17 protein-coding genes are annotated in these 19,985 nt (G+C 70.9%); 9 read left to right on the forward strand and 8 right to left on the reverse strand.

Going from position 1 to position 19,985, the window contains the following annotated elements:
• Positions 1–72: 72 nt before the first annotated feature.
• Together ACFV4F_RS30390 and dnaB are read right to left on the reverse strand one after the other, a co-directional pair.
• Complete coding sequence (locus ACFV4F_RS30390; RefSeq protein ID WP_380499645.1) at positions 73–1,497, reverse strand: acyltransferase family protein; 1,425 nt, start codon at positions 1,495–1,497, stop codon at positions 73–75.
• A gap of 197 nt (positions 1,498–1,694) precedes the next feature.
• Positions 1,695–3,314, reverse strand: a complete 1,620-nt coding sequence (gene dnaB / locus ACFV4F_RS30395) for a replicative DNA helicase (protein ID WP_380499644.1) — start codon at positions 3,312–3,314, stop codon at positions 1,695–1,697.
• 426 nt (positions 3,315–3,740) lie between these two features.
• On the opposite strand from dnaB, the gene ACFV4F_RS30400 reads away from it, so the two are divergent.
• Positions 3,741–5,075, forward strand: a complete 1,335-nt coding sequence (locus ACFV4F_RS30400) for an MATE family efflux transporter (RefSeq protein ID WP_380507183.1) — start codon at positions 3,741–3,743, stop codon at positions 5,073–5,075.
• A gap of 72 nt (positions 5,076–5,147) precedes the next feature.
• On the opposite strand, the gene rplI is transcribed toward ACFV4F_RS30400, so the two are convergent.
• The 4 genes from rplI to rpsF all read right to left on the reverse strand — a co-directional run bounded on the left by rplI (position 5,148) and on the right by rpsF (position 6,930).
• Complete coding sequence (gene rplI / locus ACFV4F_RS30405) at positions 5,148–5,594, reverse strand: 50S ribosomal protein L9 (protein WP_363647663.1); 447 nt, start codon at positions 5,592–5,594, stop codon at positions 5,148–5,150.
• Between the two features lie 17 nt (positions 5,595–5,611).
• Positions 5,612–5,848, reverse strand: coding sequence for a 30S ribosomal protein S18 (rpsR, locus tag ACFV4F_RS30410; RefSeq protein WP_030304537.1), 237 nt, complete (start codon positions 5,846–5,848; stop codon positions 5,612–5,614).
• Positions 5,849–5,928: 80 nt separating this feature from the next.
• Complete coding sequence (locus tag ACFV4F_RS30415; RefSeq protein ID WP_380441701.1) at positions 5,929–6,543, reverse strand: single-stranded DNA-binding protein; 615 nt, start codon at positions 6,541–6,543, stop codon at positions 5,929–5,931.
• A 96-nt stretch (positions 6,544–6,639) separates the two neighbouring features.
• A complete protein-coding gene (rpsF, locus tag ACFV4F_RS30420) occupies positions 6,640–6,930 on the reverse strand; it encodes a 30S ribosomal protein S6 (protein ID WP_063348486.1) in 291 nt (96 codons plus the stop codon).
• A 317-nt stretch (positions 6,931–7,247) separates the two neighbouring features.
• Here rpsF and ACFV4F_RS30425 point away from each other — a divergent pair, with 317 nt between their 5' ends.
• The 3 genes from ACFV4F_RS30425 (at position 7,248) to ACFV4F_RS30435 (ending at position 9,904) form a co-directional block, all read left to right on the forward strand.
• Entirely contained in the window at positions 7,248–7,547 is a 300-nt protein-coding gene (locus ACFV4F_RS30425) for a hypothetical protein (protein ID WP_380441703.1), read from the forward strand.
• 190 nt (positions 7,548–7,737) lie between these two features.
• Entirely contained in the window at positions 7,738–8,856 is a 1,119-nt protein-coding gene (locus ACFV4F_RS30430; protein ID WP_380441705.1) for a lipid II:glycine glycyltransferase FemX, read from the forward strand.
• Positions 8,857–8,869: 13 nt separating this feature from the next.
• On the forward strand, positions 8,870–9,904 hold the full coding sequence (locus ACFV4F_RS30435; protein WP_380441707.1) for an alanine racemase: 1,035 nt from the start codon (positions 8,870–8,872) through the stop codon (positions 9,902–9,904).
• A gap of 40 nt (positions 9,905–9,944) precedes the next feature.
• Here ACFV4F_RS30435 and ACFV4F_RS30440 read toward each other — a convergent pair whose 3' ends face one another.
• A complete protein-coding gene (locus tag ACFV4F_RS30440; protein WP_380507186.1) occupies positions 9,945–11,552 on the reverse strand; it encodes a glycosyltransferase 87 family protein in 1,608 nt (535 codons plus the stop codon).
• 149 nt (positions 11,553–11,701) lie between these two features.
• Positions 11,702–14,167, reverse strand: a complete 2,466-nt coding sequence (locus ACFV4F_RS30445; protein WP_380441711.1) for a transglycosylase domain-containing protein — start codon at positions 14,165–14,167, stop codon at positions 11,702–11,704.
• A 514-nt stretch (positions 14,168–14,681) separates the two neighbouring features.
• Between ACFV4F_RS30445 and ACFV4F_RS30450 the strand changes: the two genes are divergently transcribed.
• The 5 genes from ACFV4F_RS30450 (at position 14,682) to ACFV4F_RS30470 (ending at position 19,934) form a co-directional block, all read left to right on the forward strand.
• A complete protein-coding gene (locus tag ACFV4F_RS30450; RefSeq protein ID WP_380507189.1) occupies positions 14,682–15,383 on the forward strand; it encodes a PadR family transcriptional regulator in 702 nt (233 codons plus the stop codon).
• Between the two features lie 120 nt (positions 15,384–15,503).
• A complete protein-coding gene (locus tag ACFV4F_RS30455) occupies positions 15,504–16,586 on the forward strand; it encodes an inositol-3-phosphate synthase (protein ID WP_360227589.1) in 1,083 nt (360 codons plus the stop codon).
• Positions 16,587–16,806: 220 nt separating this feature from the next.
• The gene (locus ACFV4F_RS30460; RefSeq protein WP_380507192.1) at positions 16,807–18,144 is read left to right on the forward strand and encodes an MFS transporter; all 1,338 of its coding nucleotides are present in this window, start codon (positions 16,807–16,809) and stop codon (positions 18,142–18,144) included.
• A 97-nt stretch (positions 18,145–18,241) separates the two neighbouring features.
• Positions 18,242–18,874 carry a hypothetical protein gene (locus tag ACFV4F_RS30465; protein WP_380507195.1) on the forward strand — a complete coding sequence of 211 codons (633 nt, stop codon included), beginning with the start codon at positions 18,242–18,244 and terminating at the stop codon, positions 18,872–18,874.
• Between the two features lie 85 nt (positions 18,875–18,959).
• Positions 18,960–19,934 (forward strand): hypothetical protein, encoded by a 975-nt coding sequence (locus tag ACFV4F_RS30470; protein ID WP_380499267.1) that lies wholly within the window; start codon positions 18,960–18,962, stop codon positions 19,932–19,934.
• Positions 19,935–19,985 lie beyond the last annotated feature (51 nt).

Here is a 19,985-nt window from a genome sequence, read left to right on the forward strand (position 1 = left end):
CGACCCCCGCCCACGCCCGCGCGACCTCCGCCCACCCCCCCCCCCCCCCCCCCGGCCCTCATGTCCCTCGGATCAGCCGGAGCGTTCCGCCCCGCCCGACGAACCCGCGCCCACCAGCTCCGACTCCTGGCGCGGCACCGGTACGGCGGCCGACGGCGCTCCCGGTGCGGCCGGCTCCAGCGACTGCGGCGGCCAGCGCCGGTTCACCGCCTTGGTCAGCTTGCGGCCCAGGTTCTGGAACGGCATCTCCACCAGCCGGTACACCACCCAGCAGACCACCAGCAGCACGGCGACGTACCCGGCCACCCACGACCACCGCTCGGCGAACGGCATCGCGGCCAGCTTGACGTAGTAGTGGTTGCTGTCCCAGCCGAGCCGCCACAGCAGGAACTTCTTCACCGGCCAGTGCAGCAGGTAGACCGAGAAGCTCACCGCGCCCAGCCAGGTCAGCACGCGCGGCAGCCGCCGGTTGCGCAGCAGGAAGAAGAGCCCGAACGACGCCCAGGCCGCCAGGTAGGCGTTGGTCCACGCCGGCCACGTGAAGGTCGAGGTCGCGCGCGCCATCGCGTCCCGGTTGTACATCCACCCGACCATGGCGCCCGCCACCACCACGAAACCGACGGACAGCCAGGCCTCGATGCGCTCGATCTGCCCGTGCTGCGCCCGGTAGATCACCGTGCCGGCGAACATCGTCGCGAGGATGGTGAAGCTCTCGTACGCGGGGTCCCGGCCGTTGGTGAACACCAGCAGCAGGCCGAGCCCGCCCAGCAGCAGACCGCCGACCCGGGCCAGCGGCGCGTTGCCGCTGAGCATGCAGAGCACGCCCATGACCACGACGACCACGGTGGCGGCGACGAGGTTGTTGGTCTCCGTGAGGGTGTGGTTCAGGCTGTACGACGGGATCCAGACGCCCAGGACGAGCGCGATCGCCCCCGCCGCGACCGCGATCGGCGTGCTGCGCCGGTGCCAGCCCACCGTGAAGAGGCTGCTGACGAAGAAGTAGAAGAGCATCTCGTACGCGAGCGTCCACGAGATGCCGAGCGCGTTCACGACGCCCAGCATGTCCGACAGCAGCAGGCCGTTGGCCGCCAGCCAGAGCTTGTGGTACGGGACGCCGTCGTAGCTGACGACCTGGTAGCTGAGCGGCAGGACGAACTCGGCGAAGAGCACGGTCACGATCAGCGCCGGGTAGATCCGGAAGACCCGGCCGATCCAGAAGGCCCGGACGTCACCGCGGCGTTCCAGTGAGGCCGGGATGATGTACCCGCTGACGATGAAGAACGCGATGACCCCGTAGAAGCCCAGGTCGAAGTGGGCGGCGATGACATCGCCCTTCGGTATCAGCCTGAAGATCTCGAAGTGGTGGGCCGCCACGGCCAGCGCCGCGATGCCCCGCAGGGCGTCCAGCCAGCCGAGTCTGCTCGCCGGCGCGGCGGCACGGTCGGCACGGCGCTCCTTGTGTGCCCCCCACCGAGGCAGCGATCTGATAATCGTCACGCGCTGGAGGGTAGCCCATTCGAACACAACCCTTTCACGATTCCTTGATCACCCCACGTCGGAGGCCGTGCCAGGGGTGTGCCAGGGGGGGTGCCGGGCCCGGAGCGGGCCGGATCCGGTCGACCGGCGAGGCCTTCGGGACGACGCGCCCCGGCCGCAGCGCGAGGGCGACAAGCAGGCCGCGCAACGCGCCGGGGTCAGTCCCGGGTCATGTCCACGAAGCGCGAGTAGTGGCCCTGGAAGGCGACGGTGATCGTGGCCGTCGGGCCGTTACGGTGCTTGGCGACGATCAGGTCGGCCTCGCCCGCGCGCGGGGACTCCTTCTCGTAGGCGTCCTCGCGGTGCAGCAGGATGACCATGTCGGCGTCCTGCTCGATCGAGCCGGACTCTCGCAGGTCGGAGACCATCGGCCGCTTGTCGGTGCGCTGTTCGGGACCACGGTTCAGCTGGGACAGCGCGATCACCGGCACCTCCAGCTCCTTGGCCAGCAGCTTCAGGTTTCGCGACATGTCCGAGACCTCCTGCTGGCGGTTCTCGGCCCGGCGGGAGCCGCCGGACTGCATCAGCTGGAGGTAGTCGATGACGATCAGCTTGATGTCGTTGCGCTGCTTGAGCCGGCGGCACTTGGCCCGGATCTCCATCATCGACAGGTTCGGCGAGTCGTCGATGAACAGCGGCGCCTCGCTGACGTCCGGCATGCGGCGGGCGACCCGCGTCCAGTCGTCGTCCGTCATGTTCCCGGAGCGCATGTGGTGCAGCGCCACCCGGGCCTCGGCGGAGAGCAGGCGCATCGCGATCTCGTTGCGCCCCATTTCGAGCGAGAAGATGACGCTCGGCAGCTTGTTGTGGATCGAGCAGGCCCGGGCGAAGTCCAGGGCGAGCGTGGACTTACCCATGGCGGGACGGGCCGCGATGACGATCATCTGGCCCGGGTGCAGGCCGTTGGTGAGCTGGTCGAAGTCGGCGAAGCCGGTCGGTACGCCGGACATCTGGCCGTTGCGCGAGCCGATGGCCTCGATCTCGTCGAGGGCGCCCTCCATGATGTCGGCGAGCGGGGCGTAGTCCTCGTTGGTGCGCTGCTCGGTGACGGCGTAGATCTCCGCCTGTGCCGCGTTGACGATCTCGTCGACGTCGCCCTCGGCCGCGTAGCCCATGCCCGCGATCCGGGTGCCGGCCTCGACCAGCCGGCGCAGCACCCCGCGCTCGGCGACGATCTGGGCGTAGTACTCGGCGTTCGCCGCGGTCGGGACGGAGTTGACCAGGGTGTGCAGGTAGGAGGCGCCGCCGACGCGCTGGAGCTCGCCGCGCTTGGTGAGCTCGCCGGCCACGGTGATCGGGTCGGCCGGCTCGCCGCGGGCGTAGAGGTCGAGGATCGCGCCGTGGATCATCTCGTGCGCGGGCCGGTAGTAGTCGGCCGGCTTGAGCACCTCGACGACGTCGGCGATCGCGTCCTTGGACAGCAGCATGCCGCCGAGGACGGACTGCTCGGCCGCTAGGTCCTGCGGGGGGACGCGCTCGAAGCCTTCGGCGCCGCCCTGGCCCCCGTCGTCCCGGCGGTCGCCCTTGCCGTTCTGGAAGCCCTTCTGGAAACCGCCGCCCCCACCCTTCTGGGAGCCCTTCTGGAAACCCCCGCCCCCGCCCTTCTGGAAGCCGTCGCCCTGGCCCCCGCCGCGACCCCGCGAGACCGGGAGCCGGTCGCCGGGCCCTTCCGGGAACGGCGCGTCGTCGAACGCACCGGCCGGGAAGGGGTCCTCGGCGTTCTGCCAGTCGTCCTCCGGCGGCGGGGCGTCGTGGTCGTCGTACTGGGGGCCGGTCACGCGTGTTCCCCGATCAGCGAGTGGTGCGAGTTGGAGCGGAGCCGCTCCTCTTTGTACGCCACGGGGCCGACAAAACGGACGCCGGGGCGGGTGGGAGTGTCGGGCGGAGAGCCCACGCTAAGGGGCCGGACGCCCTTCAGCCAACACGGTTATCCACAGGGGGTGTGGACGAGCGGCCCTGGGCTGTGGAGAACTGCCGCAAAGCTGTGGACGCCCCTGTGGAAGGTCCTGTGGATAACCGGACCATCGGCCCCACGTCAACTCTCTGACCTGGAGTTACCTCTTCCGGGGTCTGTGCATGAGAAATTCTTCACACACCACCGGACGGCTGTGGGCGCGGAGCCCGCCGGGCTCGCCACTCACCAGTTCGAGTAATGGACAACAGGCACTAGCAGCCATTACCTGTGGATGAGTAACCTGGAGCGCATGACCGCCGCCACCACCGGACCCTCCAGACGCCGGCACGACCGCGAGATCCTCGCCCTCGCCGTCCCCGCCTTCGGCGCGCTCGTCGCCGAGCCGCTCTTCCTGATGGCCGACTCGGCGATCGTCGGCCACCTCGGCACCCCCCAGCTGGCCGGCGTCGGCGTCGCCGCGGCCGCACTCTCCACCGCCACCGGCGTCTTCGTCTTCCTCGCCTACGCCACGACCGCCGCCGTGGCGCGCCGGATCGGCGCCGGGGACCGCCGGGCCGCCGTCCAGCAGGGCGTCGACGGCATCTGGCTCGCCCTGGGCCTGTCCGTCGCGGTGGTCGCGCTCACCCTCCTGCTGGCCCCCTGGGCCGCGGACGTCCTCGGCGCCTCCGACACGGCCGCGCCCTACGCCGTGACCTACCTGCGGATCAGCTCCCTCGGCATCCCCGCGATGCTCATGGTGATGGCCGCCACCGGCGTGCTGCGCGGCCTCCAGGACACCCGCACGCCGCTCGTGGTCGCCGTCGCGGGCTTCACCGCCAACATCGGCCTGAACGCCGGCCTGGTCTACGGAGCCGGGCTCGGCGTGGCCGGCTCGGCCTGGGGCACGGTGCTGGCGCAGACCGGGATGGCCGCCGTGTACGTGGTCGTGGTGGTCCGCGGCGCCCGCCGGGAGCGGGCCTCGCTGCGGCCGGACCTCACGGGCATCCGGGCGAGCGCCAGGGCGGGCGGTCCGCTGCTGGTGCGGACGGTGAGCCTGCGGGCCGTGCTGATGATCGCCACCGCGGTGGCCGCCCGGCTCGGCGACACCCAGGTCGCCGCGCACCAGATCGCCATGACGCTGTTCAGCTTCCTGGCCTTCGCGCTGGACGCGATCGCGATCGCCGGCCAGGCGATCATCGGCCGCTACCTGGGCGCGGCGGACGTCCCGGGGGCGAAGGCGGCCACCCGGCGGATGGTCGAGTGGGGCATCGGGTCCGGCGTCGTGCTGGGCCTGCTGGTCGTCGTGGCCCGCCCGCTGTACGTCCCGCTGTTCACACCCGATCCGGCCGTGCGGGCGCAGCTGGGCACCGCGCTGCTGCTGCTCGCGCTCACCCAGCCGCTGAGCGGCCTGGTGTTCGTGTTGGACGGGGTCCTGATGGGCGCCGGGGACGGCCCGTACCTGGCGTGGGCGATGCTCGCGACCCTGACCGTGTTCGCGCCGGCGGCCCTCGCGGTCCCGGCGACGGGCACCGGGCTGGCCGGGCTGTGGTGGGCGATGAACCTGTTCATGCTGGTCCGCGCCGGGTTCATGGTCCGGCGCGCCCGCGGCGGCAGGTGGCTGGTCACCGGGGCGGTCCGGGGCTGAACCCCGGCCCGGGAAAGCGCCGAGGGCCGGACTCCGCGGAGGAGTCCGGCCCTCGGGCCACTGCTATGCGGTTCAGGCAGCCACGACGGCGACGTCGAGGTTGGCCACGACGTCCGAGTGCAGCTTGACCGAGACCTTGTGGGTGCCCACGGTCTTGATCGGCGAGGCGATCGCGACGGCGCGCTTGTCCACGGCCGGGCCGCCGGCGGCCTTGATGGCCTCGACGACGTCGGACTGGGTCACCGAGCCGAACAGACGGCCGGCGTCGCCCGAGCGGACGGCCAGCTTGACCTGGACGCCCTCGAGCTTGCCCTTGACCTCGTTGGCGGCCTCGAGCGTCTGGATGGCGTGGATCTTGCGGGCGCGACGGATCGCGTCGACGTCCTTCTGGCCACCCTTGGTCCAGCGGATGGCGAAGCCGCGCGGGACCAGGAAGTTGCGGGCGTAGCCGTCCTTGACCTCGACGACCTCGCCGGCGGAGCCGAGACCCGGCACCTCGTGCGTGAGGATGATCTTCATTACTTGGTCACCCTCTCTTAGCGCGCGGTGCTGGTGTAGGGCAGCAGCGCCATCTCACGGCTGTTCTTCACGGCCGTGGCGACGTCACGCTGGTGCTGGGTGCAGTTGCCGGTGACCCGGCGGGCACGGATCTTGCCGCGGTCGGAGATGAACTTCCGCAGCAGGTTCGTGTCCTTGTAGTCAACGTAGTTGACCTTGTCCTTGCAGAAGACGCAAACCTTCTTCTTCGGCTTGCGAGCAGGCGGCTTCGCCATTGTGTGCTCCATTTGGGGTTCACGACCCGGCGGGCGTCCGGGGACGCCGGCGGCCGGGCCGCACGAAATCTGTCAGCTCTTTAGAACGGGGGCTCTTCCGAGAAGCCGCCACCGGACGGGGCACCCCAGCCGCCGCCCTGCTGGCCGCCGGACGGGGCGCTGGAAGCCCACGGGTCGTCGGAGGGGCCGGACTGGCCGCCGGAGTTTCCACCCCAGCCGCCGCCCTGCTGGCCGCCACCGCCGCCCCAGTTGCCACCGCCGCCGCCCTGGCCGCCCTGGCCGCCCTGCTGGCCGCCGAAGCCGCCACCGGGGCCGCCGGGGCCACCGGAACGGTTGGCCCGGGTGACCTTGGCAGTCGCCGAGCGCAGGCTCGGGCCGACCTCGTCGACCTCGACCTCGAAGACCGTCCGCTTCTCGCCTTCCTTGGTCTCGTAAGACCGCTGGCGCAGTCGGCCCTGCACGATGACGCGCATGCCGCGCTGCAGCGACTCGGCCACGTTCTCCGCCGGCTGCCGCCAGACGTTGCACGTGAGGAAGAGGCTCTCGCCGTCCTTCCACTCGTTCGTCTGACGGTCGAAGGTGCGGGGGGTGGACGCGATGCGGAACTTCGCGACCGCCGCACCCGACGGGGTGAAGCGCAGCTCGGGGTCGTCGACGAGATTGCCGACGAGGGTGATGACGGTCTCGCCTGCCATGGTGGTGATGACCTCTCGGGAAGATGTCCGTTCACCGCTGTTTCACGTGAAACAGCGGTCGCGAGCTACCCGAGACCCGAAGGCCTCAGAGGTGGCTCAGTGGGTGTCCGGGCGCAGGACCTTGGTCCGCAGAACCGACTCGCTCAGGCCCATCTGGCGGTCGAGCTCCTTGACGACCTCAGGCGTGGCCTTCAGGTCGATGACCGAGTAGATGCCCTCGGACTGCTTGTTGATCTCGTAAGCCAGACGGCGACGACCCCAGGTGTCGACCTTCTCCACCTTGCCGCCGGCGTTGCGGACGACGGTGAGGAAGTTCTCGATCAGGGGGGAGACAGCGCGCTCCTCGACCGAGGGGTCGAGGATGACCATCACCTCGTAGTGACGCATGGGTAACCCACCTCCTTTGGACTCAACGGCCACGGTCTCTCCGTGGCAGGAGGGTTGTGCAGCGTCGGCACCGGAGCGTGTGACGACACCGGCCCACCGTAGCGGCCGGGTCCGACAGTCGGGCCCCGCTCACCCGATCGGGCGGCCGCCCGCAAGAGGGCGCAAGGGGGCACAACTACACCAGTGCAGACGGCACAGCCTACCCGCACCCGTACGGCCGAACAAAACGCATAGGGGTTGTGAGACCAGTCCAACCGCCGCAATCTGGACGGAACGGGATTCCTGCCCGTTCGTCTCCACGCCAGGAGGTGGGACACATGGCACAGTCCGTCCACCGCATGCCCGCCCTCACCCTCAACACCGACGGCCACCCGCACCCCCGGGAGAACGCCCTGGTGGCGCTGACCGCGCTGCTGGGCGTCGTCTCCTTCACCACGTCGTTCTTCTACAACCTGCACCTGCTGACCTCGTGGACGGGCCTGTTCGGCATCGTCGCGGGGCTCTGGGGCATGTTCGTCTCGGTCACCACCGCCGAGCGCTTCGTCCTGATGATCACGCTCGGCGCCTCCGCCGTCGGCTTCTACCTCGGCATCGCCCGGGGCGGCCTCTGGGGCTGATCCCGGGCCTCCGGGACCGCTTCCGGCCCGCTCGACAGGAACCCTCGGCGCCCCCGTCGCGTATCTGCAGGAGACAGGTACGCACGGGGGCGCCGTCACGCCCGCGCCCACGGGCGCCGGTACCACCGGACGATAGGGTCACCCCGAGAACCCGGGGCCACCACAGCCCGACCGACGAGGAGCACCGAGCATGAGCCTGCGCCTGAGGACGATCACCCGCGAGGAGCACCTCGCCTTCATCAGGAGCCGCGCCTCGGCCAGCCACATGCAGGTCCCGTCCTGGGGCGACGTGAAGGCCGAGTGGCGCTCGGAGTCGATCGGCTGGTTCGACGAGGGCAACCAGCTCGTCGGCGCCGGCCTGGTGCTCTACCGGCAGCTGCCCAAGGTCAAGCGCTACCTGGCCTACCTGCCCGAGGGCCCGGTCATCGACTGGTTCGACCGCGACCTCGACCGCTGGCTCTCCCCGATGCTCGCCCACCTCAAGGCGCAGGGCGCGTTCTCGGTGAAGATGGGCCCGCCGATCGTCATCCGCCGCTGGAACGCCCCCACCATCAAGGAGGCCATCGCCGGCAAGCAGGCCAAGCGCCTGCGCGACGTCGAGGCCGACTGGTACGAGGCGCGCGCCTTCGAGGTGGCCGACCGGCTGCGCAAGGCCGGCTGGCTGCAGGGCGAGGACGGCGGCGCCGGCTTCGGCGACGTCCAGCCGCGCTACGTCTTCCAGGTGCCGCTGGCCAACCGCTCGCTGGACGACATCCACAAGAACTTCAACCAGCTCTGGCGCCGCAACATCAAGAAGGCCGAGAAGAGCGGCGTCGAGGTGTACCAGGGCGGCTACGACGAGCTGCCGATCTTCCACCAGCTCTACCTGGTGACGGCCGAGCGCGACAAGTTCACCCCGCGCCCGCTCTCCTACTTCCAGCGCATGTGGAAGGCCCTCACCGCCGAGGACCAGAACCGGATGCGCCTCTACATCGCCTACCACGAGGGCGAACCGCTGGCCGCGACCACGATGCTCGTGGTCGGCGAGCACGTCTGGTACTCCTACGGCGCCTCGGCCAACCACAAGCGCGAGGTCAAGCCGTCCAACGCCATCCAGTGGCGGATGATGCGCGACTCCTACGCGCTGGGCGGCGGTGTGTACGACCTGCGCGGCATCAGCGACACCCTGGACGAGAACGACCACCTGTTCGGCCTGATCCAGTTCAAGGTCGGCACCGGCGGGCAGGCGGCCGAGTACCTCGGCGAGTGGGACTTCCCGCTCAACAAGCTGCTGCACAAGGCCCTCGACCTCTACATGTCCCGCCGCTGAGGAGGCTGACCCGATGACGCTGTCGCTCTACCTCGAAACCGAACGCTGGCGCACCCACCAGCGCTCCGTCCTCGCCGAGTTCCCCGGCCTGGTGCCGGTCGCCAAGGGGAACGGCTACGGCCTGGGCAACCACCGGCTGGCCGAGGAGGCGACGCTGCTCGGCACCGGGGTGCTGGCCGTCGGCACCGCCTACGAGGCGGCCGACGCCGCCGAGTGGTACGGCGGCGAGCTGCTGGTGCTCACCCCCTACCGGATCGGCGAGGAGGTGCTCCCGCTGCCGCACGCCCGGGTGATCCGGACGGTGGCGAGCGTGGACGCGCTGCGCGCGCTGCACGGCGCCCGGGTGGTCGTGGAGTGCATGACCACCATGCGCCGGCACGGCGTGAGCGCGGCCGACCTGCCGGCGGTGGCCGCCGAGCTGGAGGGCGTCTCCTTCGAGGGCCTCGCGCTGCACCTGCCGATGGACCGGCCGGACGGCTCCAGCCCGGTCGAGGAGGTCGCGTACTGGGTGGACACCGCCCGGGCGGCCGGGATCCCGGTGGACACCGTGTTCGTGAGCCACCTCGGCTCGGCCGGCATGGACCAGCTGGCCCAGCGCTACCCGGGCACCGTCTTCCGCGCCCGGATCGGCACCCGGCTCTGGCTGGGCGACCACGGCGCGCTGGAGGTCCGGGCGACGGTCCTGGACGTCACCCCGGTGAAGAAGGGCGACCGCTACGGCTACCGCCAGCACCCGGCGCCCTCCGACGGCCACATCGTCGTGGTCGCCGGCGGCACCGCGCACGGCATCGGCCTGGAGGCCCCCAAGTACGTGGCGAGCATGGGCGCGCGGGCCAAGGGCATCGCGCGGGCCGGCCTGGCGACCGTCAACAAGACCAAGTCGCCGTTCCACTGGGCCGGCAAGCAGCTCTGGTTCGCCGAGCCGCCGCACATGCAGGTCTCGCTGCTGTTCCTGGACGGCGAGACCAAGGCGCCGGTGATCGGCGACGAGCTCGGCCTGCAGGTCCGGCACACCACGACGCACTTCGACCGCGTCGTGGACCGCTGAGGCCCTCCCGCCGGGGCCTCCCGCGGAGGCCCCTCTCCCGCTAGCCCTTCTCGGCCGGCTCCGGCAGTTCCGGCTCGTCCAGCCACTGCCCGGGGCCGGCCGGCGCGTACTCCGCGTAGCTCTCGTCCTCGCGCAGGCGGCGGGCGGCCCCGATCACGACCGCGTCGGGGGCGCGGTCGAGCACCCCTCCGGACGGGTCGTCACTGCCGTCCCAGCGCACCGGATCGCGGTCCGGCAGCAGGACGTCGCGGACCACCAGGGCGACCAGGTAGAGCGTGCCCAGCAGGTGCAGCACGATCGCGAAGTGGTACCAGGCCTCGCCGATGCCGTGCTGCTTGGTCCCGGTGACGAAGCCCAGGTGGGACCAGATGCCCAGGGTGTACAGCACCTCGCAGGCCTGCCAGACCAGGAAGTCCCGCCAGCGCGGCCGGGCCAGCACCGCGAGCGGCAGCAGCCAGAGCGAGTACTGCGGCGAGTAGACCTTGTTGACCACGATGAACAGGGCGACGACCAGGAACGCCAGCTGCGCGAAGCGCGGACGGCGGGGCGCCGAGAGGCCCAGCCACGCTATGGCCGCGCAGCCCAGCACCATGAGCGCCGCGATGTAGGAGTTGAGGTACTCCAGCCCGGTCCCGCGGTTCTGCATGACGATCAGCCAGAACGAGCCGTAGTCCTCGGCGCGGTGGTTGCTGAAGACGTAGAAGGTCGACCAGCCCTGCCAGTTGGCGATCATGATCGGCAGGTTGACCAGCAGCCAGGCGCCGAGCGCGCCGCCCAGCGCCGCGCGGAACTCGCGCCACTTGCCGGCCCGCCAGCACAGCACCAGCAGCGGGCCGAGGAGCAGCAGCGGGTAGAGCTTGGCGGCGGTGGCGAGGCCGATGAACACGCCTGCCCAGAGCGGCCGGGAGCCCGCCCACCAGGCCATCGCGACGGCGGCCAGCGCGACCGCGAGCAGGTCCCAGTTGACGGTGCCGTTGAGCAGCAGGACGGGCGCGAGCGCGAACAGCAGCGCGTCCCACGGACGGCGCCGGTGGGTGCGCGAGAGCGCCACCGCGGCGACCACCGCGCAGGCCATCAGCAGGCCGGCGTTGATCGCCCAGAACCACTGCTCCTGGTCCTGCTGGGTGCCGCCGCCCGGCGTCAGCCAGGCCGCGATCTGCATGAACAGGCCGGTCAGCACCGGGTACTCCAGGTACTGGAGGTCCCCCGAGGAGCCCGGGATGCGGTCGACGTACGGGTGCAGCCCGGCGGCGAAGCCGCGTCCGGCGAACAGGTGCGGGATGTCGCTGTAGCAGGCGTGGATGTACTGCGGCGAGCCCGCCTGGAACCACGCGTGGCTGTAGCAGGGCGCCTTCTGCACCATGCCGAGCACCGAGATGACGATGACGGCGAGCGCCAGGACCCGCACCGGGATCCACCACGAGACGCCCAGCAGCGCCCGGCGGCCGGGCGGGCCGCCGAAGAACTCGCTGCCGGCCGCGGCCACCGGGTCCTCGTCGGCCGGGACCACCACCGTGTTGGCCGGCGGCCCGGCGGCGGTGACGGGCGCCGGGGCAGGCCCGGCGGCGGTGACGGGCGCCGGGGCAGGCCCGACGGCGTCGCTGGGCCCGGTCAGGCCGGCGGATTCGTCAGGTGCGCTCGACGTCATGCCGGACATCCTGCCGCACCGGCCCCGCCGGGACGAGGAGGCCCCCGCGGAGGGGCCGTCCGGGCCGTGGCGAATCATGACGAAACGGCGGTGGCGGCCCTCCGTGGAGGACCGCCACCGCCGTTTCACCGCTGTCCGGCCGACGCCGGCTAACCGCCCTGGGTGCCGCCCGCGGACGAGCCCGACGGGGTGGGCTTGCCCGGCTTGGTCGGCGGCGGGGTGCTGTCCGTCGGCGTCGACGAGGGCTGCTGCGTCGGGCACAGGCCCAGCAGACAGGTGCTCGAAGGACCGGGGTGGGTCTTGGGCGGCTGGCTCGGCTGCGGGCCGGGGCAGTCGACGCCCGGGACGCAGCCGCCGCCCTGGGTGGGCTGCGGGGGCTGCGGCTGGCCGCCGTTCGACGGGGGCTGGTTGCCGGTCGGCGGCTGGGTGGCCGGCGCCGACGGGGTGTCGGTCATGGTCGGCGTGGGCGTGGCGGTCGGCGAGACCGGGGCGCCCGAGGAGTCGACCTCGCTGCCGATCGCGGTCGGCGCCGGGAAGTCCAGCTTCTTCTCGTTCGCCAGCGCGACCTTCATGTACCGGGTGAAGATGTCGGTCGGGATGTCACCACCGTGGATCGACTCCTTGCCGCCGGTGCCGTTGAGCGAGAGCCGCACGTGGTTGTTCGGGTCCTCGCGCCACATCGCGACGCTGGTGACCAGCTGCGGGGTGTAGCCGACCCACCAGGCCGACTTGTTCTGGTCGGTGGTACCGGTCTTGCCCGCGACCGGGCGGCCCAGGTCCTTGCTCTTCGTACCGGTACCGTTCTTCGCCACGTTGACCAGCACGTCGGTGACGTTGTCGGCGACGGGCGCCTCCAGCGCCTGCTTGAGCTGGGGCTTGGTGAAGCCGGTCCGCTCCACGCCGTTCACCTCGACCTTGGTGACCGAGTAGGGCTCGGCCTCCTTGCCGCTGGCGGCGAGCGTCCCGTAGGCGGTGGCCATCCGGATCGGGCTGATGGTCGAGGTGCCGAGCGGGAAGGTCGGGGTCTTCGGGTCGGCCAGGCTCTCCTTCTTGATGCCCATCTGCACGGCCATGTCGGCCACGTTCTGGCCGCCGACGTCCTGGTTCAGCTGGACGAACGGCACGTTGTACGAGAACTGCATGGCCTGCCGCAGCGAGACGTAGCCGTGCTTGCTGGAGTCCTCGTTCTTCTGCCGGTAGGGCTTGCCGTCGTCGCCGATCACCAGCGAGCCGTCCGGCTTGCGGATCTCGGACAGGTCGTCGGCGAGGTAGCGGCTGTCGGCGTTGATCCGCTTCGGCTTGCCGCTGTCGTCCTTCGCGGTCTGGACGCCGACCTGCATCGCGGTGGACAGCACGAAGGGCTTGAAGGTCGAGCCGACCTGGACGCCGGTGGCCTCGGCGTTGTTGTCGAAGTGGCCGTTCTCCACGCCGTCGCCGCCGTAGAGCGCGGCGATCGCGCCGTCACCGGGCCGGATGCTGGCGGAGCCGAACTGGATGAACTTGTCGTTGTCGGGACGCTTCTGCGGGTCGAGCGTCGCGGCCTTGACGTCGTCGACGGCCTTCTTCAGGGCGTCGACCTTGTCCTTCTCGAACGTCGTGTAGATCTTCAGGCCACCCTTGTCGATCACCTGCTGGGTGATCGAGGGGTCCTTGCTGGTGACGTACCGGTTGGCGGTGTCGACCAGGTAGCTGATCTCGCCGTTCATGTTCGAGGAGGTCTTGCGCGGGAGCGGGTCCGGGAAGGCCGTGCACTTGGCACGTTCCTCCGGGGTGACGGCCTTGATCTTCACCATGTTGTCGAGGATCCACGACCACCGCCCCTCGGCCCGTTCCTTGTTGGCCGGGACGGTGGGGTCGTAGTACGCCGCGCCCTTGAGCAGGCCCGCCAGCATGGCACTCTGGCAGAGGTTGAGGTCCTTGGCGTCCACTCCGTAGTACGCCTGGGCGGCGGCCTGGGCACCGTTCGCGCCGCGGCCGAACCAGCTGGTGTTCAGGTAGCCGGTGAGGATCTCGTCCTTCCCGATCTGCTGGTTGAGCTTCAGCGTGATGAAGAACTCCTTCAGCTTGCGGCTGAGGGTCTGCTCCTGGCTCAGGTAGGCGTTCTTCACGTACTGCTGGGTGATCGTCGAGGCGCCCTGGGTCTCGCCGCCCTTCGCCATGTTGTAGACGGCGCGGAGCATGCCCTTCGGGTCGATGCCGCTGTCGTTGCGGAAGTCCTGGTTCTCCGCGGCGATGACGGCGTTCTGCAGGGTGGGACTGATGTCCTTGAGTTCGACGATCTGACGGTTCGTCTCGCCCTTGCGCACCATCTCCGAGCCGTCGGCCCAGTAGTAGATGGTGTTCTGGTCCTTCACCAGGTCGTTCAGCTTCGGGACCTCGGTGGTCTGGTACAGGTAGAACACCAGGCCCACGAAGCAGCCGAAGACGAGCAGGAAGCCGCTCAGCCACTGCTTCCAGGACGGCAGCCAGCGCCGGACGCCGGTCTTGCCGAACCGCGGGTAGTCGATGAACCGCTTCTTGCCGGGTCCGGCCGCCGCGGCGGCGGCCGCGGCAGCGGCGCCCCGGCCGCCCTTGCCCTTCTTCTGGCCGGCCTTGCGCATCTCCGCCCTGGTCATCCGAGGCTGCTGAGCGGTGTCCCGGACGCCCGGGGGGCGGCGCCGGCCCAGCCCCTGCGAGCTCAGTTCGTCCGGCCCTGGCCCGCCCCGGCGGGCTCCGTCACCCGGGGGCCGTTGGCCCTCGTCACCCGGGCCCGGCGTCCTCCGCCGTCGTTCGCTCATGTTCCAGCCACTCCTCGCCAGGCGGTTCCAGCCTGAAGGCAGGGTTCACGTTCGATGCCCGCCAACCGCCCTAACCCCGGAGGTGGTCCTCGTGCACACGCGACAGCGTACGCAGACCTGAAATGCACCTAATCGGGCATCAGTCGCCAAATACCGCAAAAGGGCAACAGATCATTACACGGCCGTTGCCAACCATCCCCGCGCGTCGGCTTGTGATCACATTCACGCGTGCCCCCCTTGCCCGTTCGGAGGGCCAGGTTTACTGTTCTCGATATATCGAGCCGATACATCGAAGCGGCATACCGCCGGAGACGGCGGCCGGACACCGGTCGAGGGGAAGGAGGACGACGGCATGGGCAGGCGCTCAGGAGTGCTGGAGTTCGCCGTCCTCGGCCTGCTCCACGACGCCCCGATGCACGGCTACGAGCTGCGCAAGCGGCTCAACATCCTGCTCGGAACCTTCCGGGCCCTCTCCTACGGAACGCTCTACCCCTGCCTGAAGAGCCTGGTCGCCCAGGGTTTCCTGGTCGAGGACAACCCGGACGTCGAGTACGTCCCGGCCACGGCGCTCAACGGCAAGCGGTCCAAGACCGTCTACCGGCTCTCCCCCGAGGGCAAGCAGCGCTTCGAGGAGCTGCTCGCCGACTCCGGCCCCGACGCCTGGGAGGACGAGCACTTCGGCGTCCACTTCGCGTTCTTCGGCCAGACCGACCGGGCCGTGCGGATGCGCGTCCTGGAGGGCCGCCGCAGCCGGCTGGAGGAGCGCCTGGAGCGGATGCGCAACTCGCTGGCCCGGGCCCGCGAGCGGTTCGACGACTACACCATCGAGCTGCAGCGGCACGGACTGGAGTCGGTGGAGCGCGAGGTCCGGTGGCTCAACGAGCTGATCGAGACCGAGCGGGCCAACCGCACCGGCCGGACCGGGCCCGCCACCGGCAGCAGCCCCGCCGCCGGACACCCCAAGACTTCGGACGGCCGTGGCCAGGAGACCGGGTCCCCCGACCCGTCCGGGCCACCGTACGACCGCCCGGGGCGCTCCGCCCAGGAGCGCTGAGCCCGCGTCAGCCGCGCGGCAGGAGTGGGCGCCTCGCGCCCGTACAAGCAGTCATTCGAAGAAGCAGGACGAGTGCCGCCGACCCCGGCGGCCCTCATGAGATCACAGGGAGCAACCGGAATGGGTTCGGTTCGCGTAGCCATCGTGGGCGTGGGCAACTGCGCCGCGTCGCTGGTGCAGGGTGTCGAGTACTACAAGGACGCCGACCCGGCCGGCAAGGTCCCCGGGCTGATGCACGTCCAGTTCGGCGACTACCACGTCCGTGACGTGGAGTTCGTCGCCGCGTTCGACGTCGACGCCAAGAAGGTCGGCTTCGACCTGGCCGACGCCATCGGCAGCAGCGAGAACAACACCATCAAGATCTGCGACGTGCCGCCGACCGGCGTCACCGTGCAGCGCGGCCACACCCTCGACGGCCTGGGCAAGTACTACCGGGAGACCATCGAGGAGTCCGACGAGGCCCCGGTCGACGTCGTCCAGGTCCTCAAGGACCAGCAGGTCGACGTCCTGGTCTGCTACCTGCCCGTCGGTTCCGAGCAGGCGGCGAAGTTCTACGCCCAGTGCGCCATCGACGCCAAGGTCGCCTTCGTGAACGCCCTGCCGGTGTTCATCGCGGGCACCAAGGAGTGGGCGGACAAGTTCACCGAGGCCGGCGTGCCGATCGTCGGTGACGACATCAAGTCCCAGGTCGGCGCCACCATCACGCACCGCGTGATGGCGAAGCTGTTCGAGGACCGCGGTGTCATCCTCGAGCGCACCATGCAGCTGAACGTCGGCGGCAACATGGACTTCAAGAACATGCTGGAGCGCGAGCGCCTGGAGTCGAAGAAGATCTCCAAGACCCAGGCCGTCACCTCGCAGATCCGCGACCGCGAGCTGGGCGCCAAGAACGTCCACATCGGTCCCTCGGACTACGTGGCCTGGCTGGACGACCGCAAGTGGGCGTACGTCCGCCTCGAGGGCCGCGCGTTCGGCGACGTCCCGCTGAACCTGGAGTACAAGCTCGAGGTCTGGGACTCCCCGAACTCCGCCGGTGTCATCATCGACGCCGTCCGCGCCGCCAAGATCGCCAAGGACCGCGGCATCGGCGGCCCGATCCTGTCCGCCTCCTCCTACTTCATGAAGTCGCCGCCGGTGCAGTACTTCGACGACGAGGCCAAGGAGAACGTCGAGAAGTTCATCCGCGGCGAGGTCGAGCGCTGAGCGCAGCGAGGTTCGCGACCGTCGAGCACTGAGCGCTGAGCGCAGCGAGGTTCTCGACTGTCGAGCACTGAGCGCTGAACACCGAGCGCTGAGCACTGACGGTTCATAACCGCTCATAGCTCCTCGGAAGGGCCCACGATCGCGGGATCGTGGGCCCTTCACCTTTTCCCGGCGAATGTTTCACGTGAAACGGCGACCGGTTCCGTGGCACCCTGGGCGGGTGGCGATCACCGAGAACGGCAGCACCCACCAGTCCGCGCAGCGCGCCACGCTCCTCCAGCTGCTCCGGGGCCGGGACTTCCGCAGACTGCTGACCGCCCGGGTGCTCTCCCAGCTCTCGGACGGCGTCTTCCAGGTCTCGCTGGCCGCCTACGTCGTGTTCTCCCCGGAGAAGCAGTCCTCCCCCGCCGACATCGCCTCGGTACTGGCCGTGATGCTGCTGCCGTTCTCGGTGATCGGCCCGTTCGCCGGCGTCCTGCTGGACCGCTGGCGCCGCCGCCAGGTGCTCTACGTCGGCAACCTGGCCCGCTTCGGGCTCGGCCTGGTGACCGGGGCGCTGCTCCTGGCCGAGGCGCCGACCTGGCTCTTCTTCGCCTCGGCCCTGCTGGTCACGGCGCTCAACCGGTTCATCCTGGCGGGCCTCTCCGCGGCCCTGCCCCGGGTGGTGCGGCAGGACCAGCTGGTCACCGCCAACGCGCTCTCCCCCACCCTCGGCACCGTCGCCGCCGCCCTCGGCGGGGGCATCGGCTTCCTCCTGCACCAGGTGATGACGCCCGGGCCGAAGGCCGACGCCGCGCTCGTGACGGTGGCCGCACTGCTCTACCTGTCGGCCGCGCTGGCCGCCCGCCGGATGGACCGCGACCTGCTCGGCCCCGAGCGCCACGCCGGGCGCCCGGCGCTCGGCCAGGCCCTCCTCCGGGCCGCGGTCGAGCTCGGCGCTGCCGTCCGCCACCTGGTGCGCGACTGCCGGCCCGCCGTGCACGCGCTGGCCGCCGTCACCGCGGCCCGGTTCTGCTACGGCGTGCTGATCGTCGTCGTGGTGATGCTCGCCCGGTACACCTTCAACGACCCGGCGGACAGCGCGGCCGGGCTGGTCACCCTCGGCCAGGCGGTCGGCCTGTCCGCCGCCGGGTTCTTCATCGCCGCGGTGGTCAGCCCGTGGTGCTCCCGCCGGCTCGGCCTGGCCGGCTGGATGACGGCCTGCCTGGTCGCGCCGGTGGTGTTCGTCCCGGCGCTCGGGCTGAGCTTCTCGCTGGTGCCGTGCCTGGTGGCCGCGCTGCTGCTCGGGGTGGTCACCCAGGGCACCAAGATCTGCGCGGACACCGTGGTCCAGGAGTCCGTCGAGGACGACTACCGCGGCCGGGTGTTCGCCATCTACGACGTGCTGTTCAACGTCGCCTTCGTGGCCGCCGCGGTCGTCACCGCGCTGGTGCTGCCGCTGTCCGGGCGGTCGGTCGTGGTGGTCGTCGGGGTGGCCGCGGTGTACGCGCTGTCGGCGCTGCTGTACTTCCGCGCGGCCCGGCGGCACGGGCCGCTGCCCGGTGACCAGGCCTCCTGAGGTTCCGCGGGGGCTCGAAACCGGGGGCGTCGGAGAGGGTCGCTAAGGTACGTCAGACCTGTCGGAGCGACAGCACTCGGTCACGGGGGACTACCTGATGAGCACACCGCCCGGCCCGTACGGGCCTCCACCCCAGTACGGGCCGCCCCCGCCGGCCGCGCAGTACGGTCCGCCGCCGGGGTACGGGGCGCAGCCGTACGGTCCGCCGCCGCCGCAGGTGCCCGCCCAGCCCGGCCCGCCGGGGTACGGGCCGCCGCCGCCCGCGTACGGGGCTCCGCAGCAGCCGTACGGCGGGCCCCCGCAGCCGGTGCAGCCGTACCCGCCCGCCGGGCCGTACGGCTACCCGCAGCCCGCCCCGGCCGCCGGTGCGCCGGGCGGCAAGCGCACCACCCGCTCGAAGCTGAAGGCCGTCGGCGTGCTGATCGCCGCCGCCGTGGTGGGCGGCGGCTACCTCTTCAGCGGTCCGAGCGTCAGCAGTGCCAAGCCGGGCGACTGCGTCCGGGTGAGCGGCACCCGCGACGTCGAGATCGTCAAGTGCACCGACAGCAAGGCGAATTACCGAGTCCTGTCGAAGTTCGAGGACACCACCGACACCAACCGCTGCCGGCAGACGCCGCAGTCCACCAGCGCCGTCTCCGGCAAGAGCGGCCGCCGCTGGAACAAGAAGCGCTACGTGCTCTGCCTCGGCCCGCTGAAGCCCGCCGGCACCGCACCGGTCGGCGCCTCCTGACCTCCGGCCGGAGTTCCCGTCCGGCCCGTCCGACTTGTCCGTCACCGTTTCCCCGGGGGACCCCTTGTCCGTTCCGCCTCCCCAGATGCCCTACGGCGCCCCGCCGCCGAACGACGCCAACCCGTACGCCGGCGGCAACCCGTACGGCCAGCCCGTCCCGCCCCCGCCGCCGATGAACTACGGCTACCCGCCCGCCGCGCCCACGCCCGACCCGTCGGCGTACGGCTACGGCTACCCGGGCGGCGCCGTTCCGCAGGGCCCGGTCTGCCGCTTCTGCGGCGGCTTCCCCGCCGTGGAGGCCACCGTCCGCGGCCACCAGGGCATCATCGTGATCATGCGGTTCCTGAAGCTGCGGGGGCCGTTCTGCCGCGTCTGCGGCGACGCCACCGTGCGCGACATGTCCGCGAAGACCCTGGTCCAGGGCTGGTGGAGCTACCTCGGCGCGCCGATGACGATCATCACGCTGCTGCTGAACCTGGGCCCGCACAACAAGCTCAAGCAGCTGCCGCCGCCCGCCCCCGGCACCCACGGCCCGCAGCTCGACCCGGGCGTCCCGCTGTCCAAGCGCCCGCACGTGTTCATGCTGCTGCTCCCGGTCGGCTGGATCATCACGGTGATCGCGCTGATCGCCGCGGGCGCGTTCGCCCCCAAGAACGACCCGTACGTGCCCCACCCGATCGTCATGCCCACCGTGTCGGTGCCGCCGATGCCGAGCTTCAGCATGCCGCCGATCCCCGCGCCGACCTTCTCGCTGCCGCCGGACACCTCCGGCAAGCCGCAGGCCCCGGTCCCGGCACCGGCGAGCATCGACTCCGCCAAGGCCGGCGACTGCCTGCGCAACGAGAACGGCACCGGGGCGACGTACGATCCGACCCCCCGGATCACCATGCTGCCGTGCACCGACCAGCGCGCCCAGTACAAGGTGCTCTGGAAGTACCTGGCGACCTCGGACGAGAAGGTCTGCGCGGCCCAGCCGAAGTCCGACAGCAACTACGTCCGCACGAGCACCGGGATGCCGGCGCTGAGCTACGTCCTGTGCCTGCAGTCGATCCACACCTGACCGGGCACGCGTGAGGGGCGGTCCCGGCACCCCGGGACCGCCCCTCCGCGC

It is taken from the genome of Kitasatospora sp. NPDC059722 (assembly GCF_042733235.1).
Classification (GTDB): domain Bacteria; phylum Actinomycetota; class Actinomycetes; order Streptomycetales; family Streptomycetaceae; genus Kitasatospora.